We start from the raw sequence: 12,913 nt of genomic DNA, 5'->3' as shown, positions 1-12,913 counted from the left end.
TTTAAAACAACTTTCGGATCAAGCCCGGAATGTTGTCGCTGGCTGGCGACAAAAACCGGGTTTTTCGGGCTTTTTGCCCGGCTTTTCGCTGCAAAAAATCATCTTGCGCATCCAAGTTGTTGATTTAAAAAGGCTTTTAGAAGCTGGCACAGGGTTTGCCCTAGTGATTCCATGCAAGCCTTTTTTCATCGTTTCAAACCTGCCGGCGCGCCAAGCTGGCGGATCTCTTTTTCAGCCGTGGCCTGCGCCGCCGTGCTGGCCCTGGGCAGCAGCCCGGCACTGGCATGGAATCTCGAAGATGTCGCCAAACTCGCCAGCCAGCGTGCCAAGACCCCGTTCAAGCAAGCCTCGCAGGCCGTGCCAGCCGAGCTGGCCAAGATGGAATACGACGACTACCGCGACATCCGCTTCAAGCCGGAAAGCACGCTGTGGCGCGCCGACAAGCTGGCTTATGAAGCCAACTTTTTCCATGTCGGCCGGCATGGCGACTCGGTTCGCGTCCATGAAATCACGCCTGCAGGCGCCAAGCGCATTCCTTACGACCCGGCGCGGTTCAACTTTGGCAAGAACAAGCTGTCGCCAAAAAGCTGGGGCGACCTGGGCTATGGCGGCGTGCGCTTTTTCAGCAACCTGAACTCGCCAACCTATAAAGACGAACTGGTCGTTTTCTCCGGCGCCAGCTACTTCCGGGCGCTGGGTTCCGGGCAGCTGTATGGCCTGTCGGCGCGCGGCCTGGCGGTGGACACGGCCGGCCCCGGCCAGGAAGAATTTCCGCGCTTCACCGACTACTGGCTGGAAAAGCCCGCCACCGAAGGTGCGCCGCTGACGATTTATGCCCTGATGGATTCGGAGCGCATGACCGGTGCCTACCGCTTCGATGTCAAGCCCGGCGAGCAGACGGTGACCGAAGTGCGCGCCCGCCTGTTCATGCGGCCCACCGACAAGCCGGTGACCACATTGGGCATCGCGCCGCTGACCAGCATGTTCTTCTTTGGCGAGAACCAGCCGCGCCCCGGCGACTTCCGGCCGGAAGTGCACGACTCGGACGGCCTGATGATCGCCACCGATGACGGCAAGGGTGGCGGCGAATGGCTCTGGCGCCCGCTGCAAAACCCGGCGTCGCCGCTGGTCACCTCGTTCAGCATGCAAAAACTCAAGGGCTTTGGCCTGATGCAGCGCGACCGGGCGTTTCGCAGCTACGAAGACACCGAGGCGCGCTACGAACAGCGCCCCAGCGCCTGGGTCACGCCTTTGAGCGACTTTGGCGCCGGCCGGGTCGAGCTGCTGCAATTTGCCACCCCTGACGAAACCCACGACAACGTGGCCGCCTACTGGGTGCCCGAAAAAATGCCGGCACCCGGCCAGCCGCTCGACCTGGCCTACCAGATCGCCTGGCAGGGCAAGAACCAGCAACTGCCGCCCAACGGCTGGGTGACGCAGTCGCGGCGCGGCATCGGCTACAGCAAGCTCGGCGCCGACGCGCTGGGCCAGCAGATCCAGTTTGTCGTTGATTTCGCCGGTCCCGCCCTAGACGCGCTGCCCGAAGGCGCCAAGGTCGAGGCCATCACGACCGCAGGCAGCAATGCCCGCGTGGTCGAAAGCCTGGCCTACCGCAACCCGGCCACCGGCGCCTGGCGCATGACGCTGCGGGTCGAGCGCCTGAAAACTGCCGAGCCGGCCCAGCCGATTGAACTGCGCGCCTTTCTCCAACACAACAACCAAACCCTGAGCGAAACATGGACCAACCTGATCACAAACTGAATCGGCGCAGCCTGCTGCGTGAAGAGCGTCATCCCAATGCGGTCACGGCGCCGCCGGTGCATCGGGGTTCGATGGCGCCGCGTCCATGGCGCGGTTTCTGGAACAGCCTGGGCACGGCGGCGCTGCTGCCGGTCCTCAAGCTCACCGGACGGGAGACGCTCAAACAAGCGGCATCGGCCGGGGCGATGGAGCCGTGGCAGCATGCTGCCAAGCGCCGCCGCACGGTGTTCATGCTGCTGACGCTGATCAGCACGGTGGTGGCGACAGCGCTGTTTGCCGACATGCAGCCGGTCTATGACAACGCCTTCCTGCAATACGGCCAGCTGGGCCTGTTTGCGCTGCTGTCGGCGTGGGTGGTCACCGGCTTCATGACGGCGATGATGGGTTTTTACGTCACGCTGTTCGGCGACGCCCACACGCTCTCAAGCAAAAAGGTCCAGCACCACATACTTAGCAAGACCACGCGCACCGCCATCATCATGCCGATCTGCAACGAGGACGTGAGCACCGTGTTTGCCGGCTTGAGGGCCACCTGCGAATCGGTCGCGGTGACGGCCCATGTGCAAAATTTTGACGTGTTCGTGCTGTCCGACAGCAACGACCCGGCGATCATCAAGGCCGAACGCGCCGCCTGGGAAGACCTGCGCGGCCAGCTCGCCAGCCAGCCCCACCAGCCGCAGATCGAGGTCTACTATCGCCTGCGCAAGCGCCGCACCGACCGCAAGGCCGGCAACGTCGCAGACTTCTGCCGCCGCTGGGGCAAGGACTACCGCTACATGGTGGTGCTGGACGCCGACAGCGTGATGAGCGGCGACTGCCTGGTGTCAATGGTCAAGCTGATGGAAGCCAACCCGACCGCCGGCATCATCCAGACCGCCACGCAGGCCATCGGCCATGTGACGCTGCATGCGCGCGCGCAGCAATTCGGCTCGCGCGTGACCGGCCGCCTGTTCACGCTGGGCATGCAGTTCTGGCAGATGGGCGAGTCGCACTACTGGGGCCACAACGCGATCATCCGCATCGAGCCCTTCATGCAGCATTGCGCGCTGGCGCACATCAAGGGAACGGGCGGCATGGCCGGCAGCATCATGTCGCACGACTTCGTCGAAGCCGCCCTGATGCGCCGCGCCGGCTACCACGTCTGGCTGGTGGCCGACCTGATCGGCAGCTACGAGCAGCAGCCGCCCGATTTGCTGGCCGAGCTGCAGCGCGACCGCCGCTGGTGCCAGGGCAACCTGCAGAACTCGCGCCTGATCGCCGAGCCCGGCATGCATCCGGTGCACCGCTCGATGTTCGCCACCGGCGCCATGGCCTACCTGTCGGCGCCGCTGTGGCTGTGCTTCATGACCATGGGCACGGCGCTATGGCTGTCGGGCTCGCCGATGGTCAGCGACTGGGATGTGTTGCCCGGCGAGTTGCTGTCGCTCTGGGCGTGGACGCTGTCCATGCTGTTCCTGCCGCGCATCCTGGGCATTGCTGCCGTGCTGTTCAAGGGCCAGCAGCAGGCCTATGGCGGCACCGCCAGCCTGCTGCGCAGCGCGCTGCTGGAAACGCTGATCGCGCTGCTGCAGGCGCCCATCCGCATGCTGGCGCACTCGCTGTTCGTCGTCATTGCGCTGACCGGCCTGAAGCTGGAATGGAAATCGCCTCCGCGCGAGGCCGCCGCCGTGCCGTGGCGTCATGCGCTGGCGCAACTGGCGCCCATGAGCAGCGTGGTCCTGGTGCTGGCTGCCGGCATTGCGATGATCGATGCCAGCGCGCTGATCTGGCTGGTGCCGGTCGGCCTGCCGCTGCTGCTGTCGATCCCGATGACGGTGCTGACCAGCAAGGTCGGCGTGGGCACGGCCATGCGGGCGCAGAACTACCTCTTGATTCCCGAAGAGACCCGTTCGCCCGCCGTGCTGCGCCGCGCCTGGCTGCATGCCAGCCAGTTTTCCAAGCCGCGACTGAAAGCGGCCTGAGCTTCAGGCGCGCATCAGCAGATTTTCAGTCTGCTGGCCTGGCACGCCCAGGCGCTCACTGTTGCAGCAGGGGCGCTTGAGCGCCATGGCCCGAGCCGCGCAGGCGCTTGCCGACCTTATGGGGTCAAAAATAACGCATTCGAATACGCCATGGTCATTCGCACTGATTTCGATAAGGTTCCTGCAGGCTACAAGGTATGCGTGCGGTCGCCCGCCGAAAAGCCCAGCGGCTCCCACGCCAGGCTTCCTTTGGCGGCAAACGCGATCACCTTGAACAGCTCGCCCATTTCATGCTCGTTGACCAGCTTTTGCGCCATCGCGCGCTCGGCCAGGGAAGCGTTTTCCAGCCCGTCCAGCAACCCGCAGTTCAGCAAAAACCGCCCCTGGCTGGTGTAGCCCAGCACCTCCAGCCCCGCTTCCTGCCCGGCCAGCGCGATGCCGGTGAAGTTGACATGGGCGGTGATGTCCTTTTCGCCGACATCGGCCAGCGCGTCGCCATCGGAACGATGGGCGCGGTGGCACATCACCGTGCCCATGCTGCGCTGCGGATGGTAATACTCGTGCTCGGGAAAGCCGTAGTCGAGCAAAAACACCGCGCCGGCCTGCAGCCGGTCGGCCAGCGTGCGAATGAAGCCTTCGGCCTGTGCGTGGATTTCGGTGACATAGTCGTGGTTTCCGGCGACTTCCAGCGGCGGTCGCAGGTCGGTCGGGCAGTCGGCGTAGGTGAAACGCCCTTCATGCAGCGCCACGCCACGCTCGTGCCACACGCCGCCCAGGCGCGCCAGCAATTTCACCGGCATCGCATCGAGCACTTCATTGCCCAGCACCACGCCGCGCATCTGCGCCGGCAGTTCGCTGGCCCAGGCGACCTTGCCGGCGTGCGCGGCCAGCCGTTCGCGCTGGCGTTCGCGCAAGGCGCTAGAGAGATCGACAATCGTGTAGCGCGCGATCTGGCTGCCCAGCGCGTCGAGCACCTGCTGCGCCAGCGCACCGGAGCCAGCGCCAAACTCCCATACTTCGTCCGTGCCAGAGGCCTGCAGCGCCTGCGCCACCTGCCGCGCCAGTGTCCGGCCGAAATGCGGCGACAGCTCGGGCGCGGTCACGAAATCACTGCCGCCGCCCTGCACGCCATCGATCGCATGGGTCCCTGAAGGCATCCGTCCGAATTTCAGCGAGTCGTTGGCGTAGTAACCCAGGCCCGGCTGGTAGAGCGCCAGCGCCATGAAGGCATCAAAACCCAGCCAACCGCCAGCCTCGCCTATCGCCTTGGCGATCAAGGCCTGCAGGGTGGTCGTTAAAATAGAGGAATTCGTCATGTTTGTCACCTAACATGATTGTCTGCGATTCCTCTGGCCATCCCGCCGCCTCCCTGACCTGCTGCTCCACCCGATGACACCTACCTTGTCCCGACCCGTTGTCCTTGTGACCGGCGCTGCCTTGCGGCTGGGCCGCGAAATCGCGCTGGCGCTGGCAGCCGGCGGCTGGCAGGTCGCCGTGCATTACCGCAGTTCTGAAGCAGATGCTCTTAAAACCGTAGCTGACTGCGCCCGCCTGGCGTGCGGATCAGCCGCTTTTGATGCTGATCTGTCGAGTGAAACCGCCGTGCGCGGCCTGCTGCCCCGCGTCATTGCGCATTTTGGCCGGGTCGATGCGGTGGTCAACAGCGCCTCGACCTTTGAGCACGACAGCGCCGAGACCTTTGGCTTTGCCGCGCTGGACAAGCACCTGCGCAGCAACACTGGCGCGCCCATTTTGTTGGCACAGGCGCTGCATGCGCATGCCGTTGCGCAGGGCACCACGGGCGCGGTCGTCAACCTGCTCGACCAGAAGCTGTGGAACCAGAACCCGGATTTTTTCAGCTACACGCTGTCCAAGGCGGCACTGGAAGCGGCCGGCACGATGCTGGCGATGGCGCTGGCGCCGCAGGTGCGGGTGGTCGGCGTCGCGCCCGGCCTGACGCTGACCAGCCACCTGCTGACGGGCGATGCGTTCGCCGCGCGCCACAAGCTCTCGCCGCTGGGCCGCTCGTCCACGCCGGCCGACGTGGCGAGCGCGGTGAAGTTCGCGCTGGAGAATTCGTCGATCACCGGCACCACGCTGCTGGTCGATGGCGGCCAGCACCTGATGCGCTTCGAACGCGATTTTTCGCTGATGTAAGCCTTGCCACTTTTCCAAGCGTCGGCAATGGCTGACAGACCTCTTTCCTTACTTATTACAGACTGTCAACATGTTCACCACCCGGGGCACCCAGATCCTGCACCTCACCGGCTTGCGCTTTGACGCCAACCTGGGCATCCTGGCCCACGAAAAAACCGCGCCGCAGCCGATCCAGGTCGATGCCGAACTCAACCTGGGCACGCAGCCGCTGCTGCCCCACGACGACGACATCACCCATGTGCTCGACTACCGCAAGGTGCGCCAGATCATCATCACCGAATGCACCGCCGAGCATGCCAACCTGCTGGAAAGCCTGATCGGCAAGCTCGCGCACCGGCTGATGCAACTGCCCGGCGTGCTGGGCGTGCGGGTGAAAATTGCCAAACTTGAAATTTTTGACGACTGCGAAGTAGCCATTCGCGTCGAGACAGGACAGTGGTAACCGACATGAGCGCACTCTGGATAGACGAACAACTCGAAACCTCGGCCCGCGTGCAGAACTCGATGAAGATCGAGCGCGAGGACCACAAGCTGGAAAAGCGCCTGTGCCGCGAGGTCGGCCGCGCCATCGTGGACTTCAACATGATCGAGGAAGGCGACAAGGTGATGGTCTGCGTCTCGGGCGGGAAAGACAGCTACGCCATGCTGGACATCCTGCTCAAGCTGCAAAAGCGCGCACCGATCAACTTCAAACTGGTCGCCGTCAACCTCGACCAGAAGCAGCCCGGGTTCCCGGAGCATGTGCTGCCCGAGTACCTGGCCAGGCTGGGCGTTCCATACCACATTGAAAACCAGGACACCTACAGCATCGTGACGCGCGTGATTCCCGAGGGCAAGACGCTGTGTTCGCTGTGCTCGCGGCTGCGGCGCGGCATCCTGTACCGCGTGGCGGGCGAGCTGGGCTGCACCAAGGTCGCGCTGGGCCACCACCGCGACGACATGCTCCAGACCTTCTTCCTGAACATGTTCTTTGCCGCCAAGCTCAAGGGAATGCCGCCCAAGCTGGTCAGCGACGACGGCAAGAACATCGTGATCCGGCCGATGGCCTATGTGACCGAAAAAGACCTGACGCGCTGGGCCGAAGTGCAAAACTTCCCGATCATTCCGTGCACACTGTGCGGCAGCCAGGAAAACCTGCAGCGCAAGCAGGTCGGCAACATGCTGCGCGACTGGCAAAAACAGTATCCAGGCCGCATCGAGAACATGTTCGCGGCGCTGCAGAACATCGTGCCCTCGCACCTGATGGACAGCAAGCGCCACGACTTCAAGGGCATCAAGACCACCGGCGTGGCCGACCCCGAAGGCGACAAGGCCTTCGATGCCGAGGAATTCACGCAGGCGGCACCCCCGGGCCATGCCGTGATCGGCATCCGCCCGCGAACGCCAAACTGAACCGTTTTTTGCATCCATCCCCACAGGAGGCCTTATGAAACGCGTGCTTGCCGCTATTTTTTCAGTCGCATTGCTGGGATTCTTCATGGCCGGCTGTTCCGGACTGCAGGTGGTTGAAAACAAGGTCACCGCCTTCCATGGCTGGAATGCGGCGCCGCCCGGACCCGGCACGCCCTACCGTTTCGAGCGCCTGCCGTCGCAGCAGGTGACCGCCGCCTACCAGGACCGTGTCGAGGAAGCGGCGCGCAGTGCGCTGGCCAGGGTCGGCATGGAGCTGAACCCGGCGGCGGCGCGCTTCAGCGTGCAGGTGCGGGTCAGCACCCAGGTGATCGAGGCGTTGCCCTATGGCCCCGGCTATGACGGCTTCGGATTTGGCATGCCCGGCGTTTTTCTGGGCGGCGGCAACCGGGGCGCGGCTTTCGGCATGTCTTTTCCGCTGGGTTATTCAACCCCCAGCCCCTACTTCCACCGCGACCTGACGCTCTTGGTGCGCGACCTGGGCAGCAGCCAGATTGTGTTTGAAACCCGCGTCACCAATGATGGCGTCCAGAACGAGACGCCTGCGGTGCTGGCGGCCATGCTGGACGCGGCGCTGCAGGGCTTTCCGCAACCGCCGCCAGGGCCGCGCCGCATCGACATCCAGATACAGTAATGCCCCCACGCTCCCCACTTCGTGTGGTTCGCAGCCCCCCCCGAGGGGGCCGCTGCGCCTGCGGCCCGGCGGAGCCGGTTCCGCGGCCCTGGCTGGGGTGGAGCGGGTTCACCTCCGTTTATCGTTTTGCGCCCTTTTACTTTCGCATCTGCCTGTCAACCTGACTTCATCCCATGATTGAACCTACCCGCATCATTGCCATTCGCCACGGTGAAACCAACTGGAACGTGGACACCCGCATCCAGGGCCGCCTCGACATTCCCCTGAACGCCACCGGCCGCGTGCAGGCCGCCCGCATGGCGCGGGCGCTCAAGCACGAGCCGATCACGGCGGTGTATGCCAGCGACCTGGTGCGCGCCTGGGAAACGGCGGAGTACCTGGGGCGCGTGCACGGGCTGCCGGTCAACGCTGAAACCGGCCTGCGCGAACGCGGCTTTGGCGACTTCGAAGGCAAGACCTTTGCCGAGATCGAGGCCCTGCTGCCCGACCAGTCGATGCGCTGGCGCAAGCGCGATCCGGAATTCGCTCCCGCTGGCGGCGAGTCGCTGCAAGACCTGAACCGCCGGGTGGTCGAGGCCGTCGAGCGGCTGGCCGCCAGGCATCCGGGCGAGCTGATCGCGGTGGTCGGCCATGGCGGCGTGATGGATGTGCTCTATCGCGCGGCCACGCGCCTGCACATCCAGGCGCCACGCACCTGGACGCTGGGCAACGCGGCCATCAACCGGCTGCTCTGGACGCCGCAGGGCTTCAGCCTGGTCGGCTGGGCGGACACCCAGCACCTGGACGACGAATCTCTGGACGACGGCCTGTTCGCCGCCGGACCCGTTTACATGGGCGCTTGCACCTGATGAGCAAACTGATTGCGCACCTGTCCGAACTGATCGGCAAATCCGTCCACGACATCGACACCCCGGCGCTGGTGGTTGACCTGGACGCCATGAAACGAAACCTCGGCCGCATGGCCGAATTTGCCCGGAAGCACCACGTCCGCTGGCGCCCCCATGCCAAGCTGCACAAAAGCGTGCTGCTGGCCAAGATGCAGATCAAGGCCGGTGCCGTCGGCGTGTGCGTGCAGAAAACCGCCGAGGCCGAAATCATGGTCGCTGGCGGCGTGTATGACGTGTACATCAGCAACGAGGTGATTGCGCCGGCCAAGCTGGCGCGGGTGGCGGCCCTGACGCAGGCGGTCGCCGCGCATAACGGCAAGATCGCCATCGCCGTGGACAGCGTGGAAGGCGTGCGCCGGCTGGCGCAGGCCATGACCGACGCCCGGACTGGCGCGCGCAACGGCGCGTCCAGCACGGCCACGGTGATTGACGTGTTCGTCGAGATCGACGTCGGCCAGGGCCGCTGCGGCGTCCAGCCCGGGCCGGACGCGGCCCTGCTGGCGCTGGAAATCCGCAGGCATCCGGCGCTGCGCTTTGCCGGACTGCAGGCTTACCACGGCAAGGCCCAGCACTTGCGCAACGTGCAGGAGCGGCGCATGGCCTGCGCCGAAGCGATGAAGTCGGTCGAGACGACGTGCCAGTTGCTCAAGGCCCAGGGCATGCTTCCAGCGCTGGTGACCGGCGCCGGAACCGGCAGCTTCGCGCTGGAGGCCGCCAGCGGTGTTTACGGCGAGCTGCAGGCCGGCTCCTTCATCTTCATGGATGCCGACTATGCGCAAAACCAGCGCGACCCGGTGCAGCCCTACTTCGAGCACGCCCTGTTCGTCAGAACGCAAGTCATCAGCCGCCACGCCGGCCACGCGGTGTGCGATGCCGGCCACAAGAGCCACGCCATCGACGCCGGCCTGCCCCGGGTGCATGACTTCGATGGCCAGGGCGGACTGGACTATTTCAACGGCGGCGACGAACACGGCATCTTGCGGCCCTCTAGCGGCCACACCCGCCTGCCCGACCTGGGCCAGCAGTTGTGGCTGATTCCCGGCCATTGCGACCCGACGGTGAACCTGCACGACGCGATGATCGGCGTGATCGGCGGGCTGAAAAAGGGCATCGTCGAACGCATCATCCGGGTGGACGCGCGTGGTGCGATGACCTGAAACTCAAGCCAAAAATGGCTTTTTCGCAATACCGGCGGGCGCAAGCAGCTATTTAATCAATAGCAACCAAGCCATTTTTCATTGCCAGCCAAGACAAGCCCGCGCTGCCGGCTGGCTTGAGGCGTTGCGGATGCAGGCCTGGGGCACCGGTGCATCCGGCCACGGCCAGCGCGCTGCGATCAGCCATTTGAACGACTTCATACCGAATTTACGCCTGCGTCCAGCATGTAAAACCGGCATCAGGTCGTTGACATTTCGGGCCTGCCGGGGCAGCGCGAAATGCTCGCAAGTCCTACAGTGAACGGCGGGGAAACTGCCTATGCTCAACCTCAACGATTTGGAGCCTGATCTTGAAAAACGTTTTTGCCATTCTTGCGGCCTGCGGCCTGTCCATGTCAGCCCATGCGGGCTGCTACAGCGTGTACCACCCTGGCGGCAAGCTGATTTACCAGTCCAGCGAGGCGCCGGTGGACACACGCCATGAATACCACCGCACCGTGCCCCAGCGCTTCGGCCAGGGTGCGACGCTGGTGTACGTCAACGACAACCAGCCCTGCCTGGACATGGGCGCGCTGGTCGGCGTGTCGGGCTCCAGTGCCGGTCGAGTCGCGGGAATGGACGGCAGAACCCAAGCCAGGCCAGGCCGGGCGGACAGGGGCTGAGCCGGCGGCCGGGGGGTCTGAAGGTATTGCCTGGCGGCAGCGACGCCAGTATCGTTTCAGGGCGCAACCAACCCACAGGAGCCCCACATGCCCGACCACCCAAGCCCTTTCAAACCACTGGACCCCGGTCGCATCGACATCATCGACCGGGAAGAACTGGCCTACTGGAGCCAGGAGCTTGGCTGCACCGAGCCCGAACTGGCGCAAGCGGTGACCCAGGTCGGCGAACACGTCACGGCCGTGCGCGAGTATCTGGCGTCGCGCAAATAAGCCAGGGGGAAACGGCATTCCCCGAGCATGCCGGGCGCGGCCTGAATGCACGAACAAAAAAAAGGCCGGCTGAAAATCCAGCCGGCCTTTTCCTTCACGTCAATCCCAAGGCAGCCATCGCTGCGGCGCTTCCTTTCAGACGCGGGGCTCGCCCTGGCCGTTCACCGTGATGGTCCTGCCCGGCTGCGACGTGGTCTGGATCGTGTGCTCCTGGCCCCGGAAGGTGTAAGTCACGTCCCAAAACTCCGTCTTGGCCTGGCTTGGCACCGTCTCGCATTTCTGCACATCCTGGCCCGCGACCTGCGGACCTGCCGACGTGGCGCGGCCCACGTTGGCGCCTACCGCCGCGCCCGCCACGGCGCCGCCAACCGTCGCGATCTGCTTGCCGGTTCCGCCGCCGACCTGATGGCCGAGCACGCCGCCAATCAGGGCGCCGGCAAGGGCGCCGCCAATGTTGTAGTTGCCGCCCGGCTGCACCGTCACCAGCTCGCGCTCCATCCAGCAGCGCTTTTCGGGAGCGGCCAGCACGGCGCGCACCGACGTGACATCGACGTCGTACAAGCGCTCCTCGCTGCGGCGGCGGTTGTCATACACCGGGGCGGGCAGCGGCGCATAACGCTCATTGCCGACCCGCGCATTGGCCGCCACACCGCGGATCGACGACACCCGGTCCTCCATGCCCATGGACACCAGCGAGACATAGCGGCCCGGCCGCAGCACGACACAACGGCCGCTGAACCGCACGTTCTCGCACACTTCCCACTGGTCGCCCAGTACCACGGCAGAAGAAGCCCGGTCGTTGAAGCCGTAGCGGGTGAAATCGTCAATCTGGCTCTGCGCGGTGAACGACTGGCCCTGGAAGTTTTCGTTCGCGTAAAAAATCACCTGGGCGTTTGACGGCACGGCAGCGGCTACCGGCGCGTAACGGCTTTCATCGATGCGTTCATTGCGGTCCACGACGCGGACAGACGCCACGCGCTGCGCCAGTCCCAGCGCCGCCAGCGACGGGTACTGGCCCGGGCGCAGCACGGTGCAATGGCCGCCAAAGCGCGGCCGGTCGCAGACTTCCCACAGCTTGCCGGAAACGATGACCGATGCCGCCTTGTCATTGAAGCCGGACTGCCTGAGGTTTTCGACGGGCCGGTCTGTGGTGAAGGTGGCCCCCTTGTAATTGTCGTCCTGGTAGAACGTGGCCTGCGCCATGGCCTGGCCAGCCGACACCATGGCCAGAGTGACCAGGGTGGCCTTGAAGAATGATTTCATGCGGGTTTTCCTGTTGGTGGAACTGGCGCTGTCACCAGTCCGGGGGCTGAGGGTTCTGCGGCGAATGGCCGTTTTTTTCAGGCTTTGTCCATTCAGCCGAGCAAGCCCACGATGATGTCAACGATCAGCTTGTTTTGCTGCTGCACCAGGACGATGTCGCCGCCAATGCGCGCGTACCGGTAGCCATAGGGCGCGGGCGGCAGGCGGCGCAGCACCGGCGGAGCCACCGAGTAATACCAATCCCGACAGACAAAGAACCAAAGCCAGCGATCGGAGTCTGAGACATATTGGCTCTCGCAGGAGGTTACGAAAATGTTATCTCAGCACATCATTGATCAGCTGCAGCCCTATGATTTCGACCGACTGGCCCACAAGGAAAAGGATGGGCGCCGGCGACTGCGCCTGATCGCGCTGGCGCACCTAAAGGACGGCAAGAGCTATACCGAAGTGGCGGCTGCATTGCGCGTGACCCGCCACGCGGTCATGCGCTGGGTGCAATGGTTCCTCGCTGGCGGCGTGGCCCGTCTGGCCGGCATGCCGCATGACTGGAGCACGCAGCGCCTTGCCAAAGCACAGGAGGAAGCGTTTCGCCAGGCGGTCGAGCAACTGCAGGGCGAACGCGGCGGCGGTCGGGTGCGGGGCGAAGACATCCGCCAGTTGCTGGCCGGGCAGTTTGGCGTGGCCTACAGCCTGAACGGTGTGTATGACCTGATGAAGCGCCTGGGGCTGGTATCTGCTCAAGCTGCAAAAG

Annotated in this window: 14 protein-coding genes; 11 read left to right on the top strand and 3 right to left on the bottom strand. The window is 64.6% G+C overall.

Annotated features, from left to right (window positions below):
- Positions 1-171 precede the first annotated feature (171 nt).
- Positions 172-1,761, top strand: a complete 1,590-nt coding sequence (locus EC86_RS0119610) for a glucan biosynthesis protein G (RefSeq protein WP_029527578.1) — start codon at positions 172-174, stop codon at positions 1,759-1,761.
- Positions 1,737-3,722 (top strand): glucans biosynthesis glucosyltransferase MdoH, encoded by a 1,986-nt coding sequence (gene mdoH, locus EC86_RS0119605; RefSeq protein ID WP_029527577.1) that lies wholly within the window; start codon positions 1,737-1,739, stop codon positions 3,720-3,722. The genes EC86_RS0119610 and mdoH overlap by 25 nt, the downstream gene beginning before the upstream one ends.
- A gap of 188 nt (positions 3,723-3,910) precedes the next feature.
- On the opposite strand, the gene EC86_RS0119595 is transcribed toward mdoH, so the two are convergent.
- Positions 3,911-5,038, bottom strand: coding sequence for a class I SAM-dependent methyltransferase (locus EC86_RS0119595; protein WP_029527576.1), 1,128 nt, complete (start codon positions 5,036-5,038; stop codon positions 3,911-3,913).
- A 73-nt stretch (positions 5,039-5,111) separates the two neighbouring features.
- Here EC86_RS0119595 and EC86_RS0119590 point away from each other — a divergent pair, with 73 nt between their 5' ends.
- From EC86_RS0119590 to EC86_RS0119550, 8 genes are all read left to right on the top strand, one after another.
- Positions 5,112-5,879 carry an SDR family oxidoreductase gene (locus EC86_RS0119590; RefSeq protein ID WP_029527575.1) on the top strand — a complete coding sequence of 256 codons (768 nt, stop codon included), beginning with the start codon at positions 5,112-5,114 and terminating at the stop codon, positions 5,877-5,879.
- Between the two features lie 70 nt (positions 5,880-5,949).
- Positions 5,950-6,321 (top strand): dihydroneopterin aldolase, encoded by a 372-nt coding sequence (locus EC86_RS0119585; protein ID WP_029527574.1) that lies wholly within the window; start codon positions 5,950-5,952, stop codon positions 6,319-6,321.
- A 5-nt stretch (positions 6,322-6,326) separates the two neighbouring features.
- On the top strand, positions 6,327-7,271 hold the full coding sequence (ttcA, locus tag EC86_RS0119580) for a tRNA 2-thiocytidine(32) synthetase TtcA (RefSeq protein ID WP_029527573.1): 945 nt from the start codon (positions 6,327-6,329) through the stop codon (positions 7,269-7,271).
- Positions 7,272-7,305: 34 nt separating this feature from the next.
- Complete coding sequence (locus EC86_RS0119575; protein ID WP_029527572.1) at positions 7,306-7,923, top strand: DUF4136 domain-containing protein; 618 nt, start codon at positions 7,306-7,308, stop codon at positions 7,921-7,923.
- A gap of 173 nt (positions 7,924-8,096) precedes the next feature.
- The gene (locus tag EC86_RS0119570) at positions 8,097-8,771 is read left to right on the top strand and encodes a histidine phosphatase family protein (RefSeq protein WP_029527571.1); all 675 of its coding nucleotides are present in this window, start codon (positions 8,097-8,099) and stop codon (positions 8,769-8,771) included.
- On the top strand, positions 8,771-9,967 hold the full coding sequence (locus EC86_RS0119565) for a DSD1 family PLP-dependent enzyme (RefSeq protein WP_029527570.1): 1,197 nt from the start codon (positions 8,771-8,773) through the stop codon (positions 9,965-9,967). Before EC86_RS0119570 ends, EC86_RS0119565 begins: the two co-directional genes overlap by 1 nt.
- 350 nt (positions 9,968-10,317) lie before the next feature.
- Positions 10,318-10,629 (top strand): hypothetical protein, encoded by a 312-nt coding sequence (locus EC86_RS27185; RefSeq protein ID WP_051676076.1) that lies wholly within the window; start codon positions 10,318-10,320, stop codon positions 10,627-10,629.
- Between the two features lie 87 nt (positions 10,630-10,716).
- Positions 10,717-10,899: a DUF3606 domain-containing protein gene (locus EC86_RS0119550; RefSeq protein WP_029527568.1), complete on the top strand. Its 183-nt coding sequence runs from the start codon at positions 10,717-10,719 to the stop codon at positions 10,897-10,899.
- A 135-nt stretch (positions 10,900-11,034) separates the two neighbouring features.
- Here the strand turns inward: EC86_RS0119550 and EC86_RS0119545 are convergent, their stop codons facing one another.
- Together EC86_RS0119545 and EC86_RS29570 are read right to left on the bottom strand one after the other, a co-directional pair.
- Positions 11,035-12,162, bottom strand: a complete 1,128-nt coding sequence (locus EC86_RS0119545; RefSeq protein WP_029527567.1) for a beta/gamma crystallin-related protein — start codon at positions 12,160-12,162, stop codon at positions 11,035-11,037.
- Positions 12,163-12,254: 92 nt separating this feature from the next.
- Positions 12,255-12,389, bottom strand: a complete 135-nt coding sequence (locus EC86_RS29570) for an RcnB family protein (protein ID WP_198026827.1) — start codon at positions 12,387-12,389, stop codon at positions 12,255-12,257.
- An 85-nt stretch (positions 12,390-12,474) separates the two neighbouring features.
- On the opposite strand from EC86_RS29570, the gene EC86_RS29565 reads away from it, so the two are divergent.
- Positions 12,475-12,913: helix-turn-helix domain-containing protein (locus EC86_RS29565; RefSeq protein ID WP_198026826.1), on the top strand; the 439-nt coding region annotated here is incomplete at its 3' end.

Source organism: Polaromonas glacialis (assembly GCF_000709345.1).
GTDB classification, from domain to species: Bacteria; Pseudomonadota; Gammaproteobacteria; order Burkholderiales; family Burkholderiaceae_C; genus Polaromonas; species Polaromonas glacialis.
The sequence above is the reverse complement of the archived record's forward strand: the minus strand, read 5'-3'. Positions and strand labels throughout refer to the sequence as shown.

What these genes read in the sequence shown, in the direction of transcription:
- EC86_RS0119610 (WP_029527578.1), top strand. Translation starts at nt 172, where the DNA reads ATGCAAGCCTTTTTTCATCGTTTCAAACCTGCCGGCGCGCCAAGCTGG.
- ttcA (WP_029527573.1), top strand. Translation starts at nt 6,327, where the DNA reads ATGAGCGCACTCTGGATAGACGAACAACTCGAAACCTCGGCCCGCGTG.
- EC86_RS0119590 (WP_029527575.1), top strand. Translation starts at nt 5,112, where the DNA reads ATGACACCTACCTTGTCCCGACCCGTTGTCCTTGTGACCGGCGCTGCC.
- EC86_RS0119575 (WP_029527572.1), top strand. Translation starts at nt 7,306, where the DNA reads ATGAAACGCGTGCTTGCCGCTATTTTTTCAGTCGCATTGCTGGGATTC.
- EC86_RS0119595 (WP_029527576.1), bottom strand. Translation starts at nt 5,038, where the DNA reads ATGACGAATTCCTCTATTTTAACGACCACCCTGCAGGCCTTGATCGCC.
- EC86_RS0119570 (WP_029527571.1), top strand. Translation starts at nt 8,097, where the DNA reads ATGATTGAACCTACCCGCATCATTGCCATTCGCCACGGTGAAACCAAC.
- EC86_RS0119545 (WP_029527567.1), bottom strand. Translation starts at nt 12,162, where the DNA reads ATGAAATCATTCTTCAAGGCCACCCTGGTCACTCTGGCCATGGTGTCG.
- EC86_RS0119550 (WP_029527568.1), top strand. Translation starts at nt 10,717, where the DNA reads ATGCCCGACCACCCAAGCCCTTTCAAACCACTGGACCCCGGTCGCATC.
- mdoH (WP_029527577.1), top strand. Translation starts at nt 1,737, where the DNA reads ATGGACCAACCTGATCACAAACTGAATCGGCGCAGCCTGCTGCGTGAA.
- EC86_RS0119585 (WP_029527574.1), top strand. Translation starts at nt 5,950, where the DNA reads ATGTTCACCACCCGGGGCACCCAGATCCTGCACCTCACCGGCTTGCGC.
- EC86_RS0119565 (WP_029527570.1), top strand. Translation starts at nt 8,771, where the DNA reads ATGAGCAAACTGATTGCGCACCTGTCCGAACTGATCGGCAAATCCGTC.